27 protein-coding genes and 1 tRNA gene are annotated in these 25,454 nt (G+C 64.4%); 11 read left to right on the top strand and 17 right to left on the bottom strand.

What is annotated here, in order from left to right; all coding sequences use genetic code 11:
* Position 1: 1 nt before the first annotated feature.
* Positions 2–385: a response regulator gene (locus JQ592_RS23810; protein WP_211405213.1), complete on the bottom strand. Its 384-nt coding sequence runs from the start codon at positions 383–385 to the stop codon at positions 2–4.
* Between the two features lie 182 nt (positions 386–567).
* Here JQ592_RS23810 and JQ592_RS23805 point away from each other — a divergent pair, with 182 nt between their 5' ends.
* From JQ592_RS23805 to JQ592_RS23775, 7 genes are all read left to right on the top strand, one after another.
* Entirely contained in the window at positions 568–1,332 is a 765-nt protein-coding gene (locus JQ592_RS23805) for a Crp/Fnr family transcriptional regulator (protein ID WP_211405212.1), read from the top strand.
* 214 nt (positions 1,333–1,546) lie between these two features.
* The gene (locus JQ592_RS23800) at positions 1,547–2,263 is read left to right on the top strand and encodes a prolipoprotein diacylglyceryl transferase (RefSeq protein WP_211405211.1); all 717 of its coding nucleotides are present in this window, start codon (positions 1,547–1,549) and stop codon (positions 2,261–2,263) included.
* Positions 2,244–3,689, top strand: a complete 1,446-nt coding sequence (locus JQ592_RS23795; protein WP_211405210.1) for a radical SAM protein — start codon at positions 2,244–2,246, stop codon at positions 3,687–3,689. Before JQ592_RS23800 ends, JQ592_RS23795 begins: the two co-directional genes overlap by 20 nt.
* Positions 3,690–3,769: 80 nt before the next feature.
* Positions 3,770–3,967 (top strand): hypothetical protein, encoded by a 198-nt coding sequence (locus JQ592_RS23790; protein ID WP_211405209.1) that lies wholly within the window; start codon positions 3,770–3,772, stop codon positions 3,965–3,967.
* 15 nt (positions 3,968–3,982) lie between these two features.
* The gene (locus tag JQ592_RS23785) at positions 3,983–4,267 is read left to right on the top strand and encodes a hypothetical protein (RefSeq protein WP_211405208.1); all 285 of its coding nucleotides are present in this window, start codon (positions 3,983–3,985) and stop codon (positions 4,265–4,267) included.
* A 239-nt stretch (positions 4,268–4,506) separates the two neighbouring features.
* Positions 4,507–6,333: a translational GTPase TypA gene (gene typA / locus JQ592_RS23780; RefSeq protein WP_211405207.1), complete on the top strand. Its 1,827-nt coding sequence runs from the start codon at positions 4,507–4,509 to the stop codon at positions 6,331–6,333.
* A 174-nt stretch (positions 6,334–6,507) separates the two neighbouring features.
* On the top strand, positions 6,508–7,755 hold the full coding sequence (locus JQ592_RS23775; RefSeq protein ID WP_211405206.1) for a flavin monoamine oxidase family protein: 1,248 nt from the start codon (positions 6,508–6,510) through the stop codon (positions 7,753–7,755).
* Positions 7,756–7,967: 212 nt separating this feature from the next.
* Here JQ592_RS23775 and JQ592_RS23770 read toward each other — a convergent pair whose 3' ends face one another.
* The 4 genes from JQ592_RS23770 to JQ592_RS23755 are packed head-to-tail and all read right to left on the bottom strand — an operon-like array spanning position 7,968 to position 11,127.
* A complete protein-coding gene (locus JQ592_RS23770; protein ID WP_211405205.1) occupies positions 7,968–8,375 on the bottom strand; it encodes a thiol-disulfide oxidoreductase DCC family protein in 408 nt (135 codons plus the stop codon).
* A gap of 60 nt (positions 8,376–8,435) precedes the next feature.
* Positions 8,436–9,755, bottom strand: coding sequence for an SDR family oxidoreductase (locus JQ592_RS23765; RefSeq protein ID WP_211405204.1), 1,320 nt, complete (start codon positions 9,753–9,755; stop codon positions 8,436–8,438).
* An 8-nt stretch (positions 9,756–9,763) separates the two neighbouring features.
* Positions 9,764–10,231 (bottom strand): DUF2269 family protein, encoded by a 468-nt coding sequence (locus tag JQ592_RS23760; protein ID WP_211405203.1) that lies wholly within the window; start codon positions 10,229–10,231, stop codon positions 9,764–9,766.
* The gene (locus JQ592_RS23755; protein WP_211405202.1) at positions 10,228–11,127 is read right to left on the bottom strand and encodes an alpha/beta hydrolase family protein; all 900 of its coding nucleotides are present in this window, start codon (positions 11,125–11,127) and stop codon (positions 10,228–10,230) included. Before JQ592_RS23755 ends, JQ592_RS23760 begins: the two co-directional genes overlap by 4 nt.
* Positions 11,128–11,393: 266 nt before the next feature.
* On the opposite strand from JQ592_RS23755, the gene JQ592_RS23750 reads away from it, so the two are divergent.
* Positions 11,394–11,903, top strand: a complete 510-nt coding sequence (locus tag JQ592_RS23750; protein WP_008136728.1) for a GNAT family N-acetyltransferase — start codon at positions 11,394–11,396, stop codon at positions 11,901–11,903.
* 178 nt (positions 11,904–12,081) lie between these two features.
* Complete coding sequence (gene ppa, locus JQ592_RS23745; protein ID WP_211405201.1) at positions 12,082–12,618, top strand: inorganic diphosphatase; 537 nt, start codon at positions 12,082–12,084, stop codon at positions 12,616–12,618.
* Positions 12,619–12,726: 108 nt separating this feature from the next.
* On the opposite strand, the gene folD is transcribed toward ppa, so the two are convergent.
* The 3 genes from folD to JQ592_RS23730 are packed head-to-tail and all read right to left on the bottom strand — an operon-like array spanning position 12,727 to position 14,283.
* On the bottom strand, positions 12,727–13,611 hold the full coding sequence (gene folD, locus JQ592_RS23740) for a bifunctional methylenetetrahydrofolate dehydrogenase/methenyltetrahydrofolate cyclohydrolase FolD (RefSeq protein ID WP_211405200.1): 885 nt from the start codon (positions 13,609–13,611) through the stop codon (positions 12,727–12,729).
* A 9-nt stretch (positions 13,612–13,620) separates the two neighbouring features.
* Entirely contained in the window at positions 13,621–13,977 is a 357-nt protein-coding gene (locus JQ592_RS23735) for a DUF167 domain-containing protein (protein ID WP_211405199.1), read from the bottom strand.
* 15 nt (positions 13,978–13,992) lie between these two features.
* Positions 13,993–14,283 (bottom strand): YggT family protein, encoded by a 291-nt coding sequence (locus JQ592_RS23730; RefSeq protein WP_018645113.1) that lies wholly within the window; start codon positions 14,281–14,283, stop codon positions 13,993–13,995.
* A 207-nt stretch (positions 14,284–14,490) separates the two neighbouring features.
* Here JQ592_RS23730 and JQ592_RS23725 point away from each other — a divergent pair.
* Positions 14,491–14,566 (top strand) — tRNA-Ala (locus JQ592_RS23725).
* 123 nt (positions 14,567–14,689) lie between these two features.
* Here the strand turns inward: JQ592_RS23725 and JQ592_RS23720 are convergent.
* From JQ592_RS23720 to JQ592_RS23690, 7 genes are all read right to left on the bottom strand, one after another.
* Positions 14,690–15,502, bottom strand: coding sequence for an enoyl-CoA hydratase (locus JQ592_RS23720; RefSeq protein ID WP_211405198.1), 813 nt, complete (start codon positions 15,500–15,502; stop codon positions 14,690–14,692).
* 116 nt (positions 15,503–15,618) lie between these two features.
* The gene (locus JQ592_RS23715; protein WP_211405197.1) at positions 15,619–16,413 is read right to left on the bottom strand and encodes a glutamine amidotransferase; all 795 of its coding nucleotides are present in this window, start codon (positions 16,411–16,413) and stop codon (positions 15,619–15,621) included.
* Positions 16,414–16,641: 228 nt separating this feature from the next.
* Complete coding sequence (locus JQ592_RS23710; RefSeq protein ID WP_211405277.1) at positions 16,642–17,421, bottom strand: SDR family NAD(P)-dependent oxidoreductase; 780 nt, start codon at positions 17,419–17,421, stop codon at positions 16,642–16,644.
* Between the two features lie 220 nt (positions 17,422–17,641).
* A complete protein-coding gene (locus JQ592_RS23705; RefSeq protein WP_211405196.1) occupies positions 17,642–18,130 on the bottom strand; it encodes a TerB family tellurite resistance protein in 489 nt (162 codons plus the stop codon).
* Between the two features lie 282 nt (positions 18,131–18,412).
* Positions 18,413–19,822, bottom strand: coding sequence for an adenylate/guanylate cyclase domain-containing protein (locus JQ592_RS23700; protein ID WP_211405195.1), 1,410 nt, complete (start codon positions 19,820–19,822; stop codon positions 18,413–18,415).
* A gap of 50 nt (positions 19,823–19,872) precedes the next feature.
* Complete coding sequence (locus tag JQ592_RS23695; protein WP_211405194.1) at positions 19,873–21,240, bottom strand: cytochrome P450; 1,368 nt, start codon at positions 21,238–21,240, stop codon at positions 19,873–19,875.
* Between the two features lie 34 nt (positions 21,241–21,274).
* Positions 21,275–22,645, bottom strand: a complete 1,371-nt coding sequence (locus JQ592_RS23690) for a hydrolase (protein ID WP_211405193.1) — start codon at positions 22,643–22,645, stop codon at positions 21,275–21,277.
* Positions 22,646–22,793: 148 nt separating this feature from the next.
* On the opposite strand from JQ592_RS23690, the gene JQ592_RS23685 reads away from it, so the two are divergent.
* Positions 22,794–24,482: an MFS transporter gene (locus JQ592_RS23685; RefSeq protein ID WP_211405192.1), complete on the top strand. Its 1,689-nt coding sequence runs from the start codon at positions 22,794–22,796 to the stop codon at positions 24,480–24,482.
* Positions 24,483–24,583: 101 nt separating this feature from the next.
* Here JQ592_RS23685 and JQ592_RS23680 read toward each other — a convergent pair whose 3' ends face one another.
* On the bottom strand, positions 24,584–24,799 hold the full coding sequence (locus tag JQ592_RS23680; RefSeq protein WP_211405191.1) for a cysteine rich repeat-containing protein: 216 nt from the start codon (positions 24,797–24,799) through the stop codon (positions 24,584–24,586).
* Positions 24,800–24,969: 170 nt separating this feature from the next.
* Positions 24,970–25,293, bottom strand: coding sequence for a hypothetical protein (locus JQ592_RS23675; RefSeq protein ID WP_211405190.1), 324 nt, complete (start codon positions 25,291–25,293; stop codon positions 24,970–24,972).
* Between the last annotated feature and the right edge of the window lie 161 nt (positions 25,294–25,454).

The raw sequence follows: 25,454 nt of genomic DNA, 5'->3' as shown, positions 1-25,454 counted from the left end.
GCTATTCCATGGCACCTATCTGAAGCGCCGCCTCGAGCGCGTCGCTCGAGCACGGCTTCTGCAAGCGCGGCTGGCCGGCGAATTCGGACGGTATCCGCGCGTCGGCATCGTGGCCGGTGACGAAGACGAACGGGATCTTGAGCGCGACCAGCCGCTCGGCGATCGCAAAGCTCGTCTCGCGGATCAGCTCGACATCGAGCAGTGCGAAGTCGGGGGCGCGCTTCGCGATCGCCTCCAGCGCCTGCGTCACCGAGCCGACGGTCCGCACGCTCGTCACACCGAATCCGATGAGGCGATCCTCGAAATCGATCGCAATGATCGGATCGTCCTCGACGATCAGAATATCAGCAGGCCGGCCTGAGCCATTGGAGAATGCGGGTGCCATGATCACATCTTCTGCGTGAGGTTTTGTCGGATCAGGACTGCCGCGACACGATGCCTGCGCCCAGCGCACCGGAGGGTTCCTGGAACGAAACCCACCACATCGCCGTTCCCCAGTCTGTCCACTTGTGCACACAGCAGATGGACGGAACTCGCTAATGTCGAGAGGAGGACAGGGGGTTCACGATGGATGCGCGCATCGACAAGACGAGCGAGGTCGAGAGCCGACCGGCCAACAATCTGCTGCGGCGCTTGAGCCAGGCGGACTATGCGCTGCTCGCACCCTATGTGACCGTCGAAGACTCCGCGGCAGGCGAACTGCTCTACAATCCCGGCGACGACGTTCAGGTCGTCCATTTCCCCTGCGGTCCGGCGCTCGCAACCTTTCTGGTGCCCAATGAGGACGGCCGGGATGTCGAGACCATCCTGGTCGGCCGCGAGGGCGCGGTAGGCGGCATCGTCAGCGAAGGATTCCTGCCGGCCTACACTCGCATCTGCGTCAAATTTGGCGGTCCCTTTGCGCGCATTCATGTCGGCAAGCTCGAGGCAGCCAAGCTGCGCTCGGCGTCGCTGCGCAACATATTTGTGCGCTACGCCGACTGCATGCTGGCGCAGATCTTCCAGTCCACCGCCTGCAACGCCATTCACTCGATCGAGCAGCGCACGGCGAAATGGATTCTGGCGGCGATGGAGCGGACCGGCGACGAGAGCAGCGTGCCGCTGACGCATGAGCAGCTTGCAACGCTGCTCGGGGTCGGGCGCAGCTATGCGAGCCGCGTGCTCCAGTCGTTCAGGGCCGAAGGCGTGCTCGACACAAGGCGCGGATCGATCCTGGTCCGCAACCGCGATGGCCTGCGGCTGCGGGCTTGCCGGTGCAACGACGCCGTGAAGATGCACTTCGAGGAAGTGCTGCGCGGGGTGTATCCGACCGAGGAGCGGGAGGCCGGGTAGAGGCGCAATCTTGCTTCTTCCTTCTCCCCTTGCGGGAGAAGGTGGCGCGAAGCGCCGGATGAGGGGTTCTCTCCACGAGTTCGTCCGCCGAGAGAGACCCCTCACCCCAATGAGCTTGTGGCTAATGGCGGAGCTGCCCTCTCCCGCAGGGGGAGAGGGCACAGTAACGCGCGGCGCGCTTTTCTGAACGTCGCCGTGCTATACTCTTCCCCGCATGAGCGGGGCACTCCTTCACACGGTCTTCGACATTGCGGCGTGGCTGGCGGCGGCGGCCGCGCTGTCCTGGCTGTCGCGACGGGGATTGCAGTTTCCGGCGCAATCCTTCGAGCTGCCCTATATCGCCGCGCTGGTGTTCGGCGCCGGCGTTGGCGCCTATCTGTTCGGGTCCGCCAATCTGTGGTTGTCGGGTCAGAGCGGCATTGCGCGCTCGGTCGAGGGCGCGCTGGCCGGTGGCATCGTGGCGATCGAGCTCTACAAATGGTCCGCAGGGATCACGGTCCGAACCGGCGCCCGGTTTGCGCTGCCGCTGGCGCTCGGCATCGCGATCGGCCGGCTCGGCTGCTATTTCGCGGGCCTCGACGACTTCACCTACGGCACGCCGACGGCGCTGCCCTTCGGCCATGACTTCGGCGACGGCGTTCTCCGCCATCCCGTGCAGCTCTACGAGAGCGCGGCCATGGCCCTATTCGCGCTTGTCTATGTGCTGGCGGTCTTGAACCGGAACGCATTCACGATCACCAATGGTTTCTACCTGGTGCTCGCCTGTTACGGAGCGCAACGCTTCCTGTGGGAATTCCTCAAGCCTTACGGCACGCTGATCGGCCCCTTCACCCTGTTTCACCTGCTGTCGCTGTCCATCCTGCTCTATGCCGCCGTCATGCTGGCGACGGCGCCCAAAGCGAGACCCGTGCATGAACGCGCCGTTGCGTAAGTCGCGTCCCTACATCTTCTGGGGCCAGACCCAATCCCTCTGCGAGACCTGCCTGAAGCTGGTGCCGACCAAGATACAGATCCAGGGCAACGAGGTCTGGTACGAAAAGCGCTGCAAGGAGCATGGCGTGCAGTCGACGCTGGTGTCGACGGACGCCGCCTATTGGCGCCTGTGCAAGGATTTCATCAAGCCGGGCGACCGGCCGCTGCAATTCCAGCAGCGCACCGAATTCGGCTGTCCCTATGATTGCGGCCTCTGTCCCGACCACGAGCAGCATTCCTGCCTGGCGCTGATCGAGATCACCGAGCACTGCAACCTCACCTGCCCGGTCTGCTTCGCCGAATCTTCGCCCGCACGAACGAAATTCACGCCGCTCGCGACGGTCGAGAAGATGCTCGACGCGCTGGTCGCGAGCGAAGGCGAGCCCGACCTCGTACAGATTTCCGGCGGCGAGCCGACGCTGCATCCTGATTTCTTCGAGATCCTGGACGCCGTGCGCGCCCGCCCGATCCGCCACGTCATGATCAACACCAACGGCCTGCGCATCGCCCGCGAAAAGGACTTTGTGGCGCGGCTCGCCGAGAACAGGCGCGGGCTGGAGGTCTATCTCCAGTTCGATTCGCTTCAGCGCGATGCGCTGATCAATCTGCGCGGCGCGGATTTACGAAAAATCCGCCAGCAGGCGCTGGAGAATCTCGAGCATTTTGGCGTCTCGACCACGCTGGTCGCGACCATCAAGCGCGGCGTCAACGATGCCGAGATCGGCGACATCGTTCGCCACGCCCTGACCTGGAAATGCGTGCGCGGCGTCACGTTGCAGCCGGTGCAGGATGCCGGCCGCAACGAGCATTTCGACAAGACCACCGACCGCATCATGCTGTCGGAGATCCGCAAGCGCGTGGTCGAGACCGGCGTGTTCGGCGACAAGGACATGATCCCGCTGCCCTGCAACCCCGAAAGCATCTCGATCGGCTATGGCCTGCGCAATGGCGAGAAGGTGCTGCCGCTGACCTCGCTGATCCCGCAGGAGCAACTGGTTGCGGTGATGCCCAACACCATCAGCCCGGAAAAATATCCGATGCTGCGGGAAAAATTCATCGACCTGTTCTCGCTGTCGTCGGGCCCGCTCAACACCTCCGAGCGCGTCTGCGAACTCTTGTGCTGCCTGCCGAGCTTTCAGGTGCCGGAAGGGCTCTCTTACGAGAACGTTTTCCGCGTCACCATCGTGCAGTTTCTCGACCGCTTCAATTTCTGCGTCGGCAACGTCAAGCGCAGCTGCATCCATTTCGTGACGGAGCAGGGCGCGATCATTCCGTTCGACACCTACAACCTGTTCTACCGCAATGGAAAGATCGACAGCATCCGCGCGGCGCTGGCCGGGCAGACCTATCGCGAGGTGAGGCAGGGCGAAGGGGTGCCGCGGTGAGCGATGCCGGCACTCCACCTCCGCCTGATCGATCTCAGCCGCAGGCGCCCTGGATAGATTCGCCCAGTGGATGTCTAACATTGTTTCTCGTCATTGCAGGAATTGTCTTGCTCCTGCCTGGGCTTTGCACGGGAGTCTTGTTTTACTCTGAACTCAAAAAGCCGAACGCCACCTCCGATCCTTTTGTGATTGTTGTTTTGGGCATCCCCCTCGTGGGAGCCGCACTTGCCGTTCTGGGCGTTGTGATTGGAATAAAAAGCTTTGCGCGCCGCCGTTAACACGGGATCTCCACCTTGAGCGATACGCCACGGCCTAACCTCCCCCCCATTCCAACGGCCCATCAGGCGCGCAGCGGCTGCCTGACTGCGCTCATGGTGGTCTCAGGCATCATCCTGCTGCTGCCGGGCCTCTGCGCAGTCCTGTTCGGCGGAATCTCGATATCCGAGAGCGGCCGGATCGAGTCCGACATCGCCCCGCTGGTCTTTCTGGGCGTGGTCGTCGGCATCGGAGGCGTTGTCCTGATCTGGGCGGCGATCAAGGGGCGAAAGGCCCCCGCCCACCCCGGAACCCAGCCTTAAGCCCCGGGAATTCCCGGACAAAATTCAGTCAACCAAGGGCCAAAGAACACATTGTTTTTTGGCGGTTTTTGCATATATTGCGCCGCAAACGCGTAGGGTGCCCGGTCGAGCTGACCGGGCTTCCTTTTTGGGCGAAGCAGGCCCCGTTTTCCACGTTTCCAGCGTTGTCCGTGAAGAGGTCCCGGTCTGGCCGGCGAGATCGCGCTTAACCCATTGTTCGACCGCAAAGAAGCTCACACATGAACCTTCGTAACGTCGCCATCATCGCCCACGTCGACCACGGCAAGACGACCCTGGTCGACAAACTTCTCCAGCAGTCCGGCACGTTCCGCGAGAACCAGAAGGTGACCGATCGCGCCATGGACTCCAACGACCTGGAGCGTGAGCGCGGCATCACCATCCTGGCCAAGGCGGCCTCGGTGCAGTGGAAGGACACCCGCATCAACATCGTCGACACCCCCGGCCACGCCGATTTCGGCGGCGAGGTCGAGCGCATCCTGAACATGGTGGATGGCGCCCTGGTGCTGGTCGACGCAGCCGAAGGCCCGCTGCCGCAGACCAAATTCGTGGTCTCCAAGGCGCTCAAGGTCGGCCTCAAGCCGATCGTCGTCATCAACAAGGTCGACCGCCCCGACGCGCGCCCGACCGAGGTCATCAACGAGGTGTTCGACCTGTTCGCGGCGCTCGATGCCAGCGAGGAGCAGCTCGACTTCCCGATCCTGTACGGGTCGGCCAAGCAAGGCTGGATGGCCGATAGCCCTGAAGGCCCGCAAGACAAGGGCATGGAGCCGCTGTTCGACCTGGTCCTGCGCCACGTCGCGCCGCCGAAGGTCGAGGAAGGCCCGTTCAAGATGATCGGCACGATCCTCGAGGCCAACCCCTATCTCGGCCGCATCATCACCGGCCGCATCTCGTCCGGCACGCTGAAGCCGAACCAGCAGGTCAAGGTGCTGAACGCCGACGGCAAGCTGGTCGAGTCCGGGCGCATCACCAAGATCCTGGCCTTCCGCGGTCTCGAGCGCACCCCGCTCGAGGAAGCTGAAGCCGGCGACATCGTCGCGATTGCGGGCCTGACCAAGGGCACCGTCGCCGACACCTTCTGCGATCCGACCGTCGAAGTGCCGCTGCCGGCACAGCCGATCGATCCGCCGACCGTGTCGATGTCGTTCATCGTCAACAACTCCCCGCTCGCCGGCACCGAAGGCGACAAGGTGACGAGCCGCATGATCCGCGACCGTCTCTTGCGCGAAGCCGAGGGCAATGTCGCGCTGCGCGTCGTCGAAGCCGCCGACAAGGACGCGATGGAAGTGTCGGGCCGCGGCGAACTGCAGCTCGCGATCCTGATCGAGACCATGCGCCGCGAAGGTTTTGAGCTCTCGGTGTCGCGCCCGCGCGTCGTGTTCCAGAAGGACGAAGCGACCGGCGCCACCATGGAGCCGATCGAGGAAGTCGTGATCGACGTCGACGAGGAGCATTCCGGCGTCGTCGTGCAGAAGATGAGCGAGCGCAAGTCCGAGCTGATCGAGATGAAGCCGTCCGGCGGCAACCGTCAGCGCCTGGTGTTCTACGCGCCGACCCGCGGCCTGATCGGCTATCAGGGCGAGCTGCTCACCGACACCCGCGGCACCGCGATCATGAACCGCCTGTTCCACGGCTATGCGCCGTACAAGGGCGAGATCCAGGGCCGCCGCAACGGCGTCCTGATCTCCAACGACCAGGGCGAAGCGGTGGCCTACGCCATGTTCAAGCTGGAAGACCGCGGCCCGATGATGATCGAGCCGGGCTGGAAGGTCTACAAGGGCATGATCGTCGGCGAGCACACCCGCGACAACGATCTCGAGATCAACGTGCTCAAGGGTAAGCAGCTTACCAACATCCGCACGACCTCGAAGGACGAAGCCGTGCGCCTGACCCCGCCGATCCGCATGACCCTGGAAAAGGCGCTCGCCTATATCGAGGACGACGAGCTCGTCGAGGTCACCCCGAAGTCGATCCGCCTGCGCAAGAAGCACCTCGATCCGAACGAGCGCAAGCGCGCGGAAAAGGCCAAGGAAGCGGTGGCGTAAGGCCACCGCTCTCGCTCGCTGTCATTCCCCGCGAAGGCGGGGAATCCAGTACGCCGCGGCTTCTCGGCTCTACAACGACCGTCTCTGGAATACTGGTCGCCCGGTCATGCCGAGCGATGACAGTTGTGCGCGTGGCGGCTTCAGCACTCTTCACGAACGTGCTAGAGCCCGCCCATGACCTCCCTGCCCTCCTCCGTCGACGTCGCGATCATCGGCGCCGGTGCCGCCGGCCTCGGCGCAGCGCATGCGCTGCACGGCTCCGGTCTCTCGGTAATCGTGCTGGAGGCTCGCGACCGGCTCGGCGGCCGGGCCTGGACCGTCCAGGCCTCGCCTGACGTGACCTTCGACGTCGGCTGCGGCTGGCTGCATTCGGCGGACAAAAACTCCTTCGTCGAAATCGCCAAACAGCTCGGTTTCGAACTCAACAAGGACCTGCCGCCCTGGCGCGAGCGCGCCTTCGGCAATGCCTTTCCGCAAAGCGAGCGCGACGATTTCATGCGCGCGATGGATGCGTTCTATGAACGTCTCTGGCAGGCGGCACAGAAGGGCAAGGACGAGCCCGCGAGCCTGAGTCTGGAGCCGGGCAATCGCTGGAATCCGATGATCGACGCGATCTCGACCTATATCAACGGCTGCGAACTGAAGGACATGTCCACGCTGGACTGGGACGCCTATGAGGACACGAACCTCAATTGGCGCGTCCGTCGCGGCTATGGCTCGCTTGTTACGGCCTATGGTGCGCCCTGCCCGGTGGCGCTGAACTGCAGCGTCACGCTGATCGATCATTCGGGCAAGCGCATCCGCATCGAGACGTCGCGGGGCACACTGGATGCCAGCAAGGTGATCGTCACCGTCCCGACAAATCTGATCGCCGATGAGGCGATCCGCTTCTCGCCGCCACTCCCCGCCAAGGTCGATGCCGCGGCCGGCCTGCCGCTCGGCGTCGACGACAAGGTGACGCTGGCGCTGAGTGATGCCGAAGCTTTTCCAAAAGAAGGCAATTTGCGCGGCGCCACCATGCGCACGGAGATGGGCACTTACCACATCCGCCCGTTCGGCCAGCCCTGCATCGAAGGCTTTTTCGGCGGCAGCTTTGCGCGCGACCTTGAAGACGCCGGCGAAGGCGCCATCGCCGCGCACAGCATCGACGAGATCGCGGGCTTCCTCGGCAACGATATCCGCCGCAAGCTGAAGCCGCTGTACGAGTCGCGCTGGGCCCGTGATCCCTATGCGCGAGGATCCTATTCGCATGCGCTGCCAGGGCATGCGGGCGATCGTGCCGTACTGGCTGCGCCGGTGGATGGGCGATTGTTCTTCGCAGGCGAAGCGACGTCGCCCACCTTCTTCACGACGGCGCATGGCGCGCGGGATAGTGGCGAGCGGGCGGCGAAGGAAGTGCTGGCGGCAATGGATAAGCACTGACTGAACGCCGTCGATGCGGCGTCATACTCCAGCGTCGTCCCGGCGAAGGCCGGGACCCATACCGCGTGATTTCTCAATGAACCACGGTGCTCGTACCGCGGATTGATCCCTTTACTTCCAGTCTTCGCCAAACTGCGCCCTGTGGTTATGGGTCCCGGCCTCCGCCGGGACGACACCGAATTTGCGGGTGCCGCTACGCTCGCAATGACGAACTACTCGATCACCCGCGCCCGCAAATCCGCATCAGGCACGAAGCAGGCATCATACTTCCCGAAGATGCGATAGCGGTTGCGCGCGATGAGGTTGTAGACGGGGTCCCGCAGCGGCTTTGGCACGACGAACAATGCGCGCACCCAGCCCCAGCCGGGGAGCTGTGACAACACCGTCAGCGCAGCATCCGACTTCATGAACACTTCGCCGCCATGGACCACCGCGTTGGTATCAGGATCATCCGGATCGATGCCGAACGTGCGCGCCAAGCGCGCCCCGTAATCCGACTGGATCGGCGTGAAGCGAAATCGCTTCGCCGTATCGCGCCTGGCGACGAAGCGCACCCAGCGTGAGCAGAAGATGCAGACGCCGTCGAACAGGATGACGTCATCGTCCGGCCATTTGCTCATCAGCTTCTCTTCTTGACGCGTTTTCTTCACGCGACCCGGAATCCACTTCGCGCGAAAACGCTATCGGTTATCCAGCATAAGCAGTGCCACCAGCATCAGTACGATGGCTGGTCCGGTCTTCACCAGCGCGCCGAGCGGCTCGATCCAGAGGTCGGGCGTGAGAATCGCCGCGCCGAACATGTAGCCGAGCGAGGCCAAAATGCCCGCGACCAAGCCTACGGCCGCCGTGCGGCGGAAGGCAATCAGCACGCCGATGCTCATGTCCATCAGGCTGGTGCCGATGGTGATGGGATCGACCAGCGCGGGCGGAAAGTTGTGCGTGCTCAAGATGCCGGCGGCGGCGCGATGGGACACGAACAGCGCGATGAAGCCGGAGACGATCCAGAACGCGACCAGGCTCGCGAAGATCAGCGCCTTCGCAAGGAACAGCCGCGCGAACCATTTGTCCTGGATGGTGGCGGGGTGGCGTCCGATCGTCTCAGCCAGCGTCTTCGGCGTGATGCCTGTCGCAGCGATCCAGGCGGACGGATCGCCCATCACGCCGCGGCGGAGCTCGGCAATGGCAGTGGAGCGCATCGGCGGCATCCAGCCGAGATAACTGGCGAAATCGCCGATCTTTGCCCCGAGGCCGAGCATGAAGGTCGGCATTGGGAGGCGCGGCCAGCCGGCTGTGCCGAATGCGAGGCGAAACTGCTTGATGACGCCAGCCATGGTAGCCGGCTCAACCTGCATCAGGTCCCAAGCCACGGCTTCGACGGAGGCATCGTCGATGTCGCGCGCGGCCAGCCAGGCGATGGTGGCCGAGATATCCTCGACCGCAACGGGCTGAAATGGCGTCGCCATCTCCTTTTCCGGCGGGTCCAGCGGAAAGGCAGCGAGCGCGCGGAGCATCGCACTGCCGCCATAGGCGGACGGTGCGACCACGAAGCCGGGGCGCAGGATGGCATAGGGAATGCCTGATGCCGCGATCAGCCGTTCGGCCTCGCGCTTGGTCGTCGCAAAGGCCGTCCGATCGGCATCAGCGGTGCCGGGAATCGAGATGTGGACCAGCCGGACCGCACGGCCGCTGCCGGCGACGGCCTGAAGCAGCCGCGCGACGAAATCGCGATGCACGGCGCCCGTGTTGCGACCCGGACCATCCTGGAGCACGCCGAGGCAGTTCACGACGAGATCGACGGAATGCTCGCTCAGGAGCCGTTTCAGCGCCGCCGCATCGAGCGAGAGGATCGGCAATTCGAGATCCAGCGCGCTCATCCTCTGCGCCGGCGACAGGCTGCGGGCGACACCGATCACGCGAAAACCCCGCGCACGCAGATCATCGGTGACGAAGCGGCCGATCAGGCCGGAGGCGCCGAGCACCAAGATGGTTTTTCGGGTCATCGCGTCCCTCAAAACGGCTTTGCGACCATCAGCCAGAGGATCAGCATCGTCGCACCGAAGCCGGGGAAGCCGAACGCGAACCAGCGGCGGAATAGCACGAAATAGCGTTCCGGCAGCGCCGTGCGCTGATCGGCAGCCTTGCGCGCGAGATCGCGCATCTCGATCTGCATGAAGACGACCGGCACCCAGAACAAGCCGGCAATGGCATAGAGCGCGAGTGAGGCCAGCAGCCAGCGCTCCGTGATCGACGTCGCGGAGAGCATCATCAGCACGCCGCCGCTGACCGGCTGGAGAACCACGGCCGACAGCGTGAAGATCGCATCCGCGATCACCACGACCGAAGCGGTGCGTGCGACGAACTCCGCATCCTGCGTGCGATGCGCCATCAGCATGAAGAAGGCGATGCCGGTCCCGGTGCCGAGAATGACGATGGCGCCGAGCACATGGAAGAATTTGACCAGGAAATACAGCGTCATGGTTTCTTGGTCGCCATTGGTTTCGGCTGGTTCAGCGTACGTTCGAGTTCGATGCCAGCGGCTTTCACGCCGGCTTCGGTCTCGATCATCCAGTGCCCCTCGGTGCCGACCGCCGGCAATGCGCGGAAATCGACTTTGCCGCCGGCGCTGCGAAAGGCATCCGCCAACGATTTCGAGAATGCCGGCGCAAAATAGCTGTCATTGCTTGCGACGAACCATGTGACGGGAATCCGCGCCGCCTTGCCGAATTCGGTCGCCGCCGCCAGAAGCGCATCTGGCGCACAGATCCGGCTCGGCTCGTCATTGGCGTGGCCGCCGCGCCCGGGCGCAAACGCGATGATGGCGGAAATCGCCTTTGGATCGGCATTGGCAAACGCCAGCGCGCCCCATCCACCGGCGGAATGGCCGATCACGATCGCGGCATCCTTGCGGATGAAATCCTGCTTGCGCAAATGGTCCAGCGCGAGCGAGATTTCTTCGGCCGTCGCGCGGCCGGAGTGCAGATAGTCCGCCTCGTCGCAACCACCCTGGTCCTCGACATAGCGCCCGCCGGTCGCACCATGGCCGAGCCGCTCCGGCACCAGCACGGCAAATCCGCGCGAGACGAGGAACGCTGCGAGCACGCGATACTCCGGTTGCGGCATCTGCGCACGACGCAACGTGTTCTGCGTCGAAGCGTGCGCGATGACCGCAAGCCGGAACGGACCGGCGCCAGCGGGCCGAAACAGCAGCGCGTGCGCAGCGATGCCGGCGTCCGGCGAGGGCACACGCCACTCCTGCCGACGAAATGGCTCGCCTTCCGCACCCGATGCACCGAACGTGACCTGAGCGCACAGGGGCGACGCGGTCACCAGGGCCAGCAGAGGCAGAAGCGCAAGGATGTTGAAGAGCCGCATGAATGGCCAAAGGCGAGCACGGACAGCGACTGCCAGACTAGTAGGAACGAATCATTCCGGGCGGACTTTCTGCGCTGCCATTGCCGTTCATTGGTTGCCGCGACGCAGTTTTGCACCGACGCGTGGCAGGGGGCTGCCGTTCAAGGCAGCGGCTTGTCCTCTTTCGGTACAACATGGCCATAATACTGATGCAGAAAGTCCACAGGTTAACCGATAATTAACGATAGGTCTTGCCGCCGGCGCGGCGACTTGATTTGATCGCGTCCATGAGCACAACCCTGATCGAGGTCCGGCCGGCCAAAGCCGCAGATGCAACTGCGGTGGCGTCGACCCATGACGAAGCCTGGCGTTCGGCCTATCAGGGCATCATTCCCGGCGCCGAGCTGGAGAAGCTGATCAACCGCCGCGGTCCGCAATGGTGGGACAGCGCGATTCGCAAGGGCAGCCGCGTCAGTGTGCTGGTGTTCGGCGACAAGATCGCGGGCTATGCCAATTACGGCCGCAACCGCGCGCGCAGCCTGCACTTCGACGGCGAGATCTACGAGCTCTATCTGCGTCCCGAGTTTCAGGGCCTCGGCTTCGGCCGCAGGCTGTTCGCCGCCGCCCGCCGCGACCTGATGCAGAGCGGCCTGAAGAGCATGGTGGTGTGGGCGCTCTCGGACAACGATCCGGCAACCGAGTTCTACCGTGCGTTGGGCGGCCGCATGGTGGCGCGCTCCTCGGAGCGGTTCGGGCCGAAGTCGCTCGACAAGGTTGCCTTCGCTTGGACCAATTGAGCTGCTGAAGTCCGGCCGGCAGCGCTTTCCTTCCTTCGATACCGCCCGCCGCTTGCGCCGGTGATCGCTGGATTCATTATTTCAAAAAAACACGATGGATTGGCGGGCCAAGCCCGCGTATGACAGCGCCAAAATCGCTGCCGGGCGCGATTTAACCTCGGCAACAACGGAGCCTTGAATGCGTATCGATGCGGTCTCGATCGGAAAAAACGTCCCCCACGACGTCAACGTCATCATCGAAGTCCCCGTGGGCGGCGAACCGATCAAGTACGAGATGGACAAGGAGGCCGGCACGCTGGTGGTCGACCGCTTCCTGTACACGCCGATGCGTTACCCCGGTAACTACGGCTTCATCCCGCACACGCTGTCCGACGACGGCGACCCCTGCGACGTGCTGATCATCAACACCCGCGCCATCATCCCCGGCGCCGTCATGAGCGTGCGCCCGGTCGGCGTGCTGTTCATGGAGGACGAAGCCGGCGGCGACGAGAAGATCCTGGCGGTGCCGTCGTCGAAGCTGACGCAGCGCTACGACAAGGTGAAGTCGTACTCCGACCTGCCCGACATCACGCTGCAGCAGATCCAGCACTTCTTCGAGCACTACAAGGATCTCGAGAAGGGCAAGTGGGTGAAGATCCTGCGCTGGGGCGGCCCGGAGGAGGCGCACAAGCTGATCCTCGAGGGCATCGAGCGCGAGAAGAAGAAGAGGGGCTGATCGTCATTCCGGGGCGATGCGTCAGCATCGAACTACGGTGCGCAATTGCGCACCTGAGAATCTCGAGGTTCCGGGTTCGCACTTCGTGCGCCCCGGAACGACGATCGGCTACACCGCCGGCTTCGGCAGCCCTGCAATCGCGCACGCAGCGCGCAGCGTATTCACCAGGAGACACGCCACCGTCATCTGGCCGACACCACCCGGCACCGGCGTGATGGCACCGGCCACGCCAAGCGCTTCCTGATAGGCGACATCACCGACGAGGCGCGTCTTGCCGTCCTCCTTCGGGATGCGATTGATGCCGACATCGATCACGGTCGCGCCCGGCTTCAGCCAGTCCGCGCGCACCATCTCAGGCTTGCCGACGGCGGCATAGACGAGGTCGGCGCGCTTGACGAGCCCGGGCAGATCGCGCGAGCGCGAATGCGCGATCGTCACCGTGGCGTTCTCGTTCAGCAGCAATTGCACCAGCGGGCGGCCAACCAGGTTGGAGCGACCGAGCACGATGGCATTCATGCCTTCGAGCGAAGCATGCACGCTTTTGGTCAAAATGATGCAACCGAGCGGCGTGCAGGGCGACAGCGCCTCGAGGCCGCCGGCGAGCCGGCCGGCATTGCTCGGATGCAGGCCGTCGACATCCTTGGCGGGATCGATGGCGTTGATGACGGCCTCGGTGTTCAGCCCCTTTGGCAGCGGCAATTGCACGAGAATGCCGTGCACGGCGGGATCGCGGTTGAGCTTTGCGACGAGCGCCAGCAGATCTGCTTGCGACACGTCGGCCGGCAGCCTGTGCTCGAACGAGGCCATGCCGGCGGCTTGCGTCTGGGTGTGCTTGGAGCGGACATAGACCTCGCTGGCGGCGTCGTTGCCGACCAGCACCACCGCAAGGCCCGGCACCAGATTGTGCTCGCGCTTGACCCGGGCAACCTCGTCGGCGACGCGGGCGCGGAGTTCCGCGGCGATGACTTTTCCATCAATGATCTTGGCGGTCATGTCAGTTCCTCAGTCTGTCGATTTGTCTGCCGCTTTGGCTTGGACGAGCTGGCGCAGGGCTTCACCCAGCCGCACCGGATCGCCGTCGACCGCGATCTGCTTCAGCCGCGACGTGGCTCCGGATAGCAGTTTTACGCTGGCTTTGGACACCCCGAGCGATTTCGCGAGCAGGAGCAAAACGGCCTTGTTGGCCTCGCCGCCATCGGCAATGGCGCGCACCCGCACCTTGAGCACGTTGCGCCCGTCGGCCAATTGCTCGATCCCGTCGATGTCGTCGCGGCCGCCGCGCGGCGTCACCCGCAGCGCGATGCTGATTCCCGAGGCCGAGTAACGCCAGGGTTCCTTGCCAGCCTCTTTCGCGACCAAGGCGCTCCAGCCTGCTCAGATCACGTTCGGGTAGATGTAGTACAGGATCACCCGCTCGATGAACATGATGATCAGGATCAGGATGATCGGCGAGATGTCGAGGCCGCCTAGGCTGGGCAGGAAATTGCGAATCGGCGCCAGCAGCGGCTCGGTGATCCGGTACAGGAACTCCGCCACCGCTGACACGAATTGGTTGCGCGTGTTCACGACGTTGAAGGCGATCAGCCAGGACAGGATCGCGGAGGCGATCAGCAGCCAGACGTAGAGGTCGAGCACGATGATGACGATGTCGAGAACGGCACGCATGGCTTATGAGGCCTCTGGCTTTTGGGAAATTTCTGGCTTCGGTCGGGAGTGACGCCTTTTGCTAGATATCGGTTCCCCCCGGCCCAAACAAGGGAAGTTCGGGCACCGAAATGGCTAAAACCGGGTTACGCCCGTCCTTGACTTGACCTTGGCAGGGACTTAAATGGCGCCCGGTTGTCGGCCGCGTTTACCAGAGCGGCCAGCAAAGGGGCCATAGCTCAGCTGGGAGAGCGCGTCGTTCGCAATGACGAGGTCGGCGGTTCGATCCCGCCTGGCTCCACCAGCCTTCGCTCGCTTCGCGAGCTTCGGCTAGGCAAGCCAGCCCTGCTCTCTCGTAGCGAAGTGAGCGAAGGCTGTCCCGCCATAGCCCGAAGGGCGACGGCGGACTTTTCCCCCAGATCGCCCCCTACCTCCCCGTAAACCGCGGCGGCCGTTTCTCCATGAAGCTCGCGACCCCCTCCCTGAAATCACTCCCGTTCAGCGCCACCATCATCTCCCTGTTGGCTTCGATCGTCGCTTCCGCCAGCGTCTGGAACGGGACCTCGTAGAGCTGGCGCTTGATCACGGCCATCGCACTCGGCGAGACGAAATCGGCGAGGTCGCGCGCATAGGCGTAGGTCTCCTCGCGCAGCTTGTCGGGCGAGCAGAGCCGGTTCACCAGTCCGATCCGCAGCGATTCCTCGCTCGAAACGCGGCGCGCCGAAAGCAACAGGTCCATCGCATTGGCGTGGCCGACGATGCGCGGCAGCATCCAGCTGATGCCGTGCTCGGCGATCAGGCCGCGCCGCGCGAACGCCGTTGTGAACACGGTGTTGTCGGCGGCAAAGCGCAGGTCGCAATAGAGCGCATGGACGAGACCGATGCCGGCGGTCGCGCCGTTGAGCATGGCGATGACGGGCTTCTTGATCGACGGATAGAAGCCGTAGCGCGTCTGCCAGTCGGGCCGGCGATTCATGTCGAACGGCGGCAGGTTCGAGGCGCGTCTGACGTCATCGGGATCGAGCCCCTTCAGCGCATCCATGTCAGCGCCGGCGCAGAAGGCGCGGCCCGCGCCGGTGAGCACGATGACGCGGACGTTGTCGTCGGCGCTTGACGCTTCCATCGCATGACGCACGTCGCGCTCCATGATCGGCGTCCAGGCATTCATGCGATCGGGGCGATTGAGCGTGATGGTCGCGATCTTGTCGCTCACCTCATAGAGAATGTGTTCATAGGCCACGGCGCTCTCCCTTGATCTGCCGGCACGCGTTTGCGCGCGCTCGTTAGGAACGAGCCTAGCATATCCAGGGATGAGAGAAGAACTTGCGCCAAGGACCTGCGCGAAGGCGGCGCAGGTTACTCGGCGGCTTGCGCCAGCACCGGCCGGCGCGCCAGCCAGCCGTCGATGAAATGGTCGAGCCAGGCGCGTTCCGCCGCGTCATACACGGCACGATCCGCAAAGTGATGATGCCGCTCGCGCGCGCCGGGTGCGCTCAGGCCGTCATAGCCGCGCGTGGTCCAGCAATGCATCATCGCGTAGGTCACGTCAGGATGAAACTGCACGCCGAAGGCATTGCCGGCGCGATAGGCCTGAATCGGAAAGTCATCGCCTTCCGCCAGCAGATCGGCACCGACGGGCAACGTGAACCCCTCGCGGTGCCAGTGATAGACCTGCGCCGGCCAGTGCGGGCATAGCGCGTGTCCCGCCGCCGTCGGGCGAATCGGGTAATAGCCGATCTGGGTCAGCGCCTCCGCATGCGGCGCGACGCGGGCCCCGAGCTGCATCGCCAGCATCTGCGCGCCCAGGCAGATGCCGAGGAACGGCCGCTGTTCGCGAAGCGGAATTTCGATCCAGTCGATCTCGCGGCGAATGTAGTCGTCGGGATCGTTGGCGCTCATCGGACCACCGAAGAACACGGCGCCGGCATGCTGATCGAGGGTTTCGGGCAGGGGATCGCCGAAGCGGGGACGGCGGATGTCCAGGCGATGGCCGAGCGCGCGCAGCGCATTGCCGACGCGGCCGGGTGTCGAGGATTCCTGGTGCAGGACGATCAGAACCGGCAACCGGTTTTCGGAGGCGGCGGCGCTCGGCACCCTCCTTCGGAAGGGCACCAATTCTGCGCCACCAAACCTGTCCGTCCGGAACGACATGGCCTCTGCGAGTGCTATCAGTTCAGACCGCCAGCATAGCTAAGCGATGGTTAACATCGTGTGAGTTTGCGCACACACGCCACACCGTCGAAGCAAGCTCCGGGCCACTACGGTCGCTTCAGGCTGTCTTCAAAGCGTTTTCGAGCGAAGTGGATACCGGTTCGCGTAAAGAAAACGCGTCAAAACAAGAAATCTAGAGTCCAGTTCCGATTTCATCGGAACGGGGCTCTAGTGCCTCTGCCGCTGGAACCGGCTGGTGGCGTACAGGATGAAGCTGCGCGGAAAGAACCGCAGCGCGAACGGCACAATCTTGATGCCGAGCCCCGGAAGCACTGCCCGTTTGTTGGCCATCAGGCCCTGATAGGCCTGCCTGGCAACATCGGGAGCCGAAACGTTGAGAAGCGCCGTATTGTGCCCGGACCCGACACCGGCACGGGCCTGGAATTCGGTGGGCACCGGACCCGGACAAAGCACGGTGACACGAACGCCGCGCGGCGCGAGCTCTGCCCGCAGTGCCTCGGTGAGGGAAATCACATAGGCCTTGGAGGCGTAGTAGACGGCCATTCCGGGGCCGGGCAGAAAGCCGGCGACCGATCCGACATTCAAAAGTCCACCCTTGTTCCTGATGAGCTGATCGGCAAAGCGCAGCGACAGATCGGTCAATGCCCGCACGTTGACATCGACGATGCCGACCTGATCGGCGCGATCGCACTCGATGGCATCGCCGAACACACCGAAGCCGGCATTGTTGACGAGATGATCGAGCTCGACGCCTTCGGCTTTGAGCGCTGCGGCGATCTTATCGCCGGCGCCAGCGTCCTGAAGATCGCACGTGATTACGATCGGCTTCTTGCCGCCCTTGGCGGCGAGCTCACTCGCGAGCGCCTCCAGCCGGTCTGCCCGTCGCGCCGTCAGCGCGAGGCGGTGTCCATTGGCGGCAAATACACGCGCCAGCTCCGTGCCTATGCCCGCCGAGGCACCGGTGATCAACGTTACCCGCTCAGTCACGATCGATGTCTCTTGAATTGAAGTTTTTTGGTCCCGCAATGGCGGAACGAGAGCATAGGCTGTGCGCGACAGGCAAGCGTCGCCAGCCGCATGGCCGCTTGAGCGGACATCAGGGAAAGCAGAAAACCCGGAAATTTACGGGCAAATATGGGTGAACATCATCCACATTAAAGTTTCGTCATGTGATCAGCACAACCGGCCGCCAGCCGGTTTGCGCGGATCAACCGCCGACGGCGCTGTCCTGCACCTGCCCACCGGCATGCTCCGCAACGGCATGCTTGAGCTCGATCCGGTCGCGCTGGGAAATCCCGAGCAGGTCGGAGGCGCGCCAGACGACGTTGTCCTCGAACTCCGAGACCTGGCCGTCGGCATAAACCAGCTCCCACATCATCTGCACGATGCGCTTGCGGCCCACTTCATCGAGCGAGCGCATGATGACACTGGTGAAATGATAGAGATCGACGGCCTCGCCCTCGACCTCGGTCGCATCGGCGATCAGGCGATCGGCCTTGCCGCGATCGAGCCCGAAATGGCTCTCGATCAGGCCGTGCAGCTTGCGCTGCTCGGCAGCGCTCGGCTGGCCGTCCAGCGAGACCACGTGGACCAGCAACGCAGTGGCCGCGAGCCGATAGTCGCTGTCGCCGAATGCGCGGTCCTGAGCCTGGGGGGCAACAATGTCGGCGATGAATTGGCGCAGGCCGTCGAGCATAAGGTCCTACCGAAATCGATGCCGCCGCGGGGTGCGGCGGCTACCGGCATTATATGAGCGGGAAACTCAACCGGCGCAACGTGCGTCAGTTCGGCGCGCGCATTACGTTTCTGCAATCTGGGCGGGCTGATGGCCGACTCCACCGATGTCGTCCTGGCGAAAGCCAGGACCCATACCGCGGAATCTATCGAGTGTACGCGGTAGAAGTACCGAACCACGAGTCTTCGCCAAACAACTCCCTGGGGTAATGGGTCCTGGCTTTCGCCAGGACGACATCAACTATTACGGTATCTCGTACACCACCATCTTGTCGGCGATGCCGCGTAGCGCGGCCTGTTTCTGGATCGGCTTGATCTCGCGCTGCTGGAGCAGTTCGGCGACCGCCGGCGCATCCGCCACTGGCCCGGTGATGTGGATCTCCCGCGCGGTCGACAGGCTCTGCACGCGCGCGGCGATGTTGACGGTCTGGCCGAAATAATCCTGCCGCTCGTTGAGCATCACCGCGAGGCACGGCCCCTCGTGGATGCCGATCTTGACGATGAGGTCGGTGGTGCCGCGCTGCTTGTTGAGCTCGTCCATCGCCGCGCGCATCCGCAGGCCAGCGACGATCGCATGCTCGGGACGGATGAAGGTCGCCATCACGGCATCGCCGATGGTCTTCACCACCGCGCCCTTCTCCGAGGAGATGATTTCGAGCAGCGCATGGAAATGCGCGCGCACGAGGTCGAAGGCGGCGAGATCGCCGACGCGCTCGTAGAGCGCGGTCGAGCCCTTCAGATCGGTGAACAGGAAAGTCAGCGAGGTGATCTGGAGCCGCTGGTCGAGACTGAGATTATCCGCCTTGAACACGTCGCGAAACGTCTGGTTCGACAGCATCCGCTTGGCGGTGAGGAACGGCTTGCGCTTGCCAATGAGATGATGGAGTGCCTCGGCCGCGATGAACACCGACGGCAGCACGCGCACGCCGGCTTGGTTCTCCAGCGACAATCGCAGCGGACCCGGCCGCATGGTCGTGGTCCCCGTCGGCGCCTGCACCTTGTTGTACATGATGGCGAGCTGCTGGCGGTCCTTGGTCGGCTCGCCCTGGACGTCGATGAAATGGGCGGCGTGCGTCACCGGCTCGAAGATGATGACGAAGTCGTTTGGCAATTGCAGCGACATGGTCGCCTTCTCGCCGGCCGGCAGCTCCATCGTATCCAGCGTCACCTCGTTGGCGAGCGTCGCAAACGATTCCTTGTTGAAGTCGACGCCGGAGCTCCAGAACACCTGCTTGAAATATTCCCACACCGGAAGCGTGTCGGGATCGTGCGCCGCAATGCGCCGCACGCGCGGGTTCACGGTGAAGGAGACCTCGACCTGGTCATCGACCGAGGCCTTGTAGCCGCAGGCGCAGAGCGCGCAGTGGTAATCATCGGGCTTGAGTGCCTTTAAGGTCGAGTGCGCCCCGAGCACGCCGCCGCAGCCCGGACACAGCACGTTCCAGCCGAGATCGAACAGCCCGAGCCGCGCCGAATGCAGGAAGGCAGAGATCACGCGCTCCTCGTCGAGACTGTGCTGCGTGGAGAAATCAAGCACATTGACGCGGTTGAGCTCGTGATCCTCGCCATGCTCGATAAGATCTGCAATCGCATCGACCACCTTCGCATCGGCGGTCTGCTTCAGAACGGAAAACTGGGCCTGGATGTCGCTCATGGCGGGGCTCTATCTCTGTTGAATCACGCCATCGGTAGGACGAGCGCCTGTCATCGACGCGTGATGCGGAACATGGGTGAGTGATCCGGCTGGGTCGTGACGACGCCATGCGGAATCACGGGAGTCGTGTCGGCCAATTCGACCCGGAAGGCGCCGATCAGCCGAGCCAGCGCCAGCACGGATTCGGCCTGCGCAAACGGCGCGCCGATGCACACGCGCGGGCCCGCGCCGAACGGCAGATAGGCGAAGCGGTCGGGCGGCTCTTTCGACATGAAGCGTTTGGGAATGAACGCGTTTGGTTGATCCCACAGCTTTTCGTGCCGGTGCAGCAACCACGGCGCGATCATGATGACGTCGCCCTTGCCGATCTCGACGCCGGCGGCATTGTCCTTTTCGCGCGCGGCCCGCGCGACCAGGAACGCGGACGGATAAAGCCGCATCGTCTCATCGATTACGGCGCGGGTGAATTTCTGGCGGTCGATATCGGCCATGCTGTCGAGATGCTCGCCCCGCGTCTCGGAGGCGACTTCCTCCTGCGTCTCCGGATCGAGCGCGAGCAGATAGAGCGCCCAGAACAGCGCCGTCGCCGTGGTCTCGTGCCCCGCGAGAATCATGGTCGCGACCTCGTCGATGAGCTGCGCGTCGGAAAAGCCCTTGCCCGTTTCGGGATCGCGCGCCTCGTCCATGAGATCGAACAGATCGCGCGGCGGCGCACCGTCCTTCTTGCCCATCTTGCGCCGCTCGGCGATCAGCATCGAAACGAATTCGGTCCAGCGCTTGCGGAAGCGGGCGCGGGCACGATCCATCGGGGTCGGCCAGGACACCGGCAGCAGCATGTCGAGGAAATACGGACGTCCGAGCCGCTCGCCATATTCCATGACGAAATTGCGCAAGGTCGCGCCGTGCCGGTCCATGCCGAACGAGAACATCGTGCGCCCGGCGATCTCGAGCGTCATGCGCTGCATGATCTCGCGCAGGTCGACCGGCTCGCTCGTGCGCGCATCGAGCTTGGCGATGGTCTCGTCGAGCACCGCGGTCATGTGCGGGACGAGATTTGCGGTCGCGCGCGGCGTGAACGCCGGCGCGAGCGTGCGGCGCTGAAAGGTCCAGGAGTGCCCTTCCGCGATCAGAAGACCTTCGCCGAGCACCGGACGCAGCATGCGGATGGCGGCCGGCGTGCGCGTGTAATTCTCGTAATTGGTGAGCAGGACATGCCGGATCGCGTCCGGCTGGTTCAGGATGAAACTGTTGCGGAAGAGGAAGCGGCCCTTGATGACGTCTTCCTCATAGGCGCGCTGCGCCCAGGTCGCGATCATGTTCTGCCGGATCACCGCGAGCTTACCAAGGAACGACATGTCGTCCGGCGCACGCGGCGGCGCCGGGGGGACGATGGGCCGACGTACGCTGGCGATATTCATGGCTCGCTCCCGCAGATCTGGCGCAGATGAATAGCTAGTAAGTCAGCTCGGCAATCGCAATCCTGTTCTCGGCGGCCGGCCAGAGGCGTGCCACAATCCGTTCTTCGCCGAACTGGGCCACGATGTTACGCCCGATCTCTGCGGCCGGAAGCCGCAATGTTGCTGCCGCATCGGTGGGCACGCCTGGTTTGACGTCGGCGGGCTCCTTGCCGTCGAACAGCACCACGTCCCGCGGCAGGCCGAAATAGCCGCGCGGACGCGACATGATCACGACAGCGCCGGCGTCCTTGTCCGCCGGCCCGAGCGGGCGCGCGGGCCGGAGGTGCACGACGTCGGACGAGCGCGGGAAGGGCGAACGATAGATGTGCGTGGTCGGCGCATCCGGCGCCGCCAGGACGAATTCGAGCGACCAGGTCGGATCGACCTGCGCCGGCCCCCAGCGGCCGTCGGCGCCGGTCTTGGCGCTGTGCACGGCACTGCCCTTGCGCTCACCGGTATCAGGATCGACGCGGAAGATCTCGACGGTTGCACCCGTGACCGGGCGATTGGTCGACACACCGCCGGGCGTGCCGGTGACGAGTCCACTTAGCAAGACGCTCTGTGCCGGCACGATTGCGATGCGCGTGGGCTCGCGGCCGGCGATGAACTTGTAGATCTCGCGGAAGGCGCGCGGGTGGAACGCCACCTCGCGGTGGTCGAGCGCGCCGAGCACGAGATTAGTGGCACCCTTCAGCTCGGGCCCCTCGGCCGTGACATTGGTCGGCGTTCCCGGCTTGCCGATGAAGCGGCCGTCGCTCTGCGCATATTTGTCCATGCCGTCGCTGCGCAGCGTGAGGAAGGCAACACCCGGCGTCACCTCGCTCTCGCCCTCGTTCAGGCCGCGCAGGAACGCGCCGCGGCCGTTGAACTCGTTGTTGGGCTGGTCGTCGGTCGCGAACACGCCGTGATTGGGCGTGCCGCACAGCACGGCGTGGCTGACATCGCCGGCGCCGCCGCTTCTGATCACATTGCGGATCGCATTGCCGCCGCGCGAGCTGCCGACCAGGGCCACGCGCGGAACTCCGGTCCGGCGCTTCAGTTCAGTGATGGCCGCGGCGAGCTCGCGGCGCTGGTCCTCGGTCGAGGAGCGGTTCGCCTGCTCGACCTTGTCGTCGCTGCGCGCCAGCGGATCGGTGAAATTGATCGCCATCATGCGATCGCGCGCGATGCCGTTGGATTCCATCCGCCACAGCGTCGTCATCCAGAGCGCGTCGTAATCGCCATTGCCGTGGACAAACAGGATCGGCGGCACGTCAGCGTTTTGCGCTGCGGGCGCCGTCTGGGCCAGCGCGCCCGTCCGCAAGCTCGCAGCCGCGAAAGGCAAGGTGCCCGCTCCCAGCAGGATCGTCCGTCGCGACAGCCTCATCTGTTCCTCCCCGGCAAAACCATCTTTGCACCGCTTATACCGGCCTAACCACTGGACAGCGAAGGACTTTCGCGGGCATCACTGACTTTGCCGGAATCACCCGAAGACCACTCCAAGCCCACTTCTGCCAGCCCATATGGAAGGGGATATGACCGAGCAGCCGAACCGTCAGAAATTCGCCGGCGAGGGCATCGCCGCCCCCCTGCGGTTCACCGTATTCCGGCGCATCTGGCTCGCCAGCCTGCTCTCCAATCTCGGTCTCTTGATCCAGGGCGTGGGCGCGGCCTGGGCGATGACGCAGATGGCGGCCTCGGCGGACAAGGTGGCGCTGGTGCAGACCGCACTTATGCTGCCGATCATGCTGATCTCGATGCCGGCCGGCGCCATCGCCGACATGTATGACCGCCGCACCGTCACCCTGGTCTCGCTCGCGATCGCGCTGACCGGCGCGAGCGCGCTGACGATCCTGGCCGGCCTCAAGCTGATCACGCCGGAAACGCTGCTCGCCTTCTGCTTCGTCGTCGGCAGCGGCAACGCGCTGTTCGGGCCGGCCTGGCAATCCTCGGTCAGCGAGCAGGTGCCGCCGGAAGCCCTGCCGTCCGCGGTCGCGCTGAACGGCATCAGCTACAATATCGCGCGCAGCTTCGGCCCCGCAGTCGGCGGCGTCATCGTCGCCGCGCTCGGCGCAGTGGCGGCGTTTGCCTGCAATGCAATCCTCTACCTGCCGCTGCTGGTGGTGCTGCTGCTCTGGCGCCGCTCGGTGGAGCCGTCGCGCCTGCCGCGGGAAAAACTCAACCGCGCCATGGTGTCGGGCTTCCGCTACATCACCAATTCGCCGCCAATCAAGATCGTGCTGCTGCGCACGCTGGTGATGGGCCTGATCGGCGGGGCCATCATGGCGCTGATGCCGCTGGTGGCGCGCGACCTCCTGCATGGCGGCGCGCAGACTTACGGCATCATGCTCGGCGCGTTCGGCATGGGCGCGGTGGTCGGCGCGCTCAACATCCACGAATTGCGCAAGCGCATGAGCGGCGAGGCCGCGATCCGCGCCTGCACCATCTCGATGGCGTTTGCGATGGCCGCCCTCGCCGTGAGCACCGAGCCGGTGCTGACGGCCACCGCGCTGGTGCTCGCCGGCGCGGTCTGGATGGCGGCGGTGGCGCTGTTCAATATCGGCGTGCAGCTGTCGGCGCCGCGCTGGGTCGCGGGCCGCTCGCTGGCGGCGTTCCAGGCCTCGATCTCCGGCGGCATCGCGATCGGCGCCTGGGGCTGGGGCCATCTCACCGACTATGCCGGCGTCGAGGTCGCGCTGCTCGTTGCCGCCGGCCTGATGCTGCTCTCGCCGCTGCTCGGAATCTGGCTCACCATGCCGCGCGTCGGCGCCCGCAACGAGGATGCCGAGGTGCTCGCCGATCCCGAGGTGAGGCTGTCGCTCACCGGCCGCAGCGGACCGCTGGTGGTCGAGATCGAGTATCGCGTCGCCCAGGAGAACGCGCGCGCCTTCCACAATGTGATGCAGGACGTGCAGCTCTCGAGGCAGCGCAACGGCGCCTATGGCTGGTCGATCGCGCGCGACATCGCCGACCCCGAATTGTGGACCGAGCGCTATCACTGCCCAACCTGGTTCGACTACTTGCGCCAGCGCAACCGCTCGACCCTGTCCGAACGCGCGCTGCATCAGCAGGCGATCGATTTCCACATCGGCCCCGATCCGGTGCGCGTCCGCCGCATGCTGGAGCGCCCGTTCGGCTCAGTACGCTGGAAGGACGAGACACCGGACCGCGCGGGCGGCGAGGTGCTGCCGGTGGTCGCAACCGCGGCGGGGAGCAGCACGTAGGTGAGTTCGTAGCCCGGATGGAGCGCAGCGCAATCCGGGGCAGTCTCGCCGCAGGGAGAGAATCCCGGATATCGCTGCGCTCATCCGGGCTACGGGGATCACTACTGCCCGTGATCCGTCAGCACCTTGTCACAGGCCTTGCTGAGGCGGGTGCGGTTCTGCTTCAGGCAGGCGAGCACGGCGCCGTCGCCATTGTTCATCACGGCGCGGCAGAAGCGGCTGACATCGCGCGCGCAGGCGTCATGTCCGGGCTGCTGTTGCGCGGAGGCGGCGGATGCGCACAAGAGCAGGGAAACAACAAAAAGAAATCTGGTCATCGCGTAATGCCTCTTACCCGGAAGAATGTGCGGGCGAAGCTAGTGCGACGATCCCTCAGCCGCAACGGCTTTATTGGCAGGCTGCATGACACCGCCTGCGTGGCCCCGGCTCGACGCCGGGGCGCATCGCGAGGGGAGCTCTTAAATCGCAACGCTTGCGGCGCTGCGCGTTACTGTTTGTCCTGCGCGTCAGCGACCTTGCGTGAGGCGCCCTTGGCGAGGTCCTTGTCCATCACCGCGCGGCAGCCGGCGCTCAGATCGGAGCGATGCTTGATCATGCACGCCGTGATCTTCGGGATGTTGGGAATCTCCGACGAGCACAGGCGGAAGGCATCGCCGGTGCACATCTGCTGCGCTTCGGCCGTGAAGGCGAAGCTCGAGGTCGTCGAGACGACCGAGATGATGGCGGCAAAGCCCAGCGCCAGGCCGGTGTCGCGGATCTTGCTACTCAGGGATTTGGTAGTGCAGGACTTGGCAGTGAACGACGTGGTCATTTGAAGCTCCCATTGGCGCCGCCGCTGCGGGCCCGTTGTTAATGGGAACTACGATGCTCCAGCAAAACCGTTTCCACTGTGATGACGGTCACGAGAGCCCCTCCCTCTGTGACTTCGGTCACTTTGGCGCACCTTGCTGAAATTCCTCCGCATCCGCTGTC

Origin of the sequence: Bradyrhizobium iriomotense (assembly GCF_018129405.1) — a bacterium.
GTDB lineage: Bacteria > Pseudomonadota > Alphaproteobacteria > Rhizobiales > Xanthobacteraceae > Bradyrhizobium > Bradyrhizobium iriomotense_B.
This window is presented reverse-complemented; position numbering and strand designations above follow the sequence as displayed.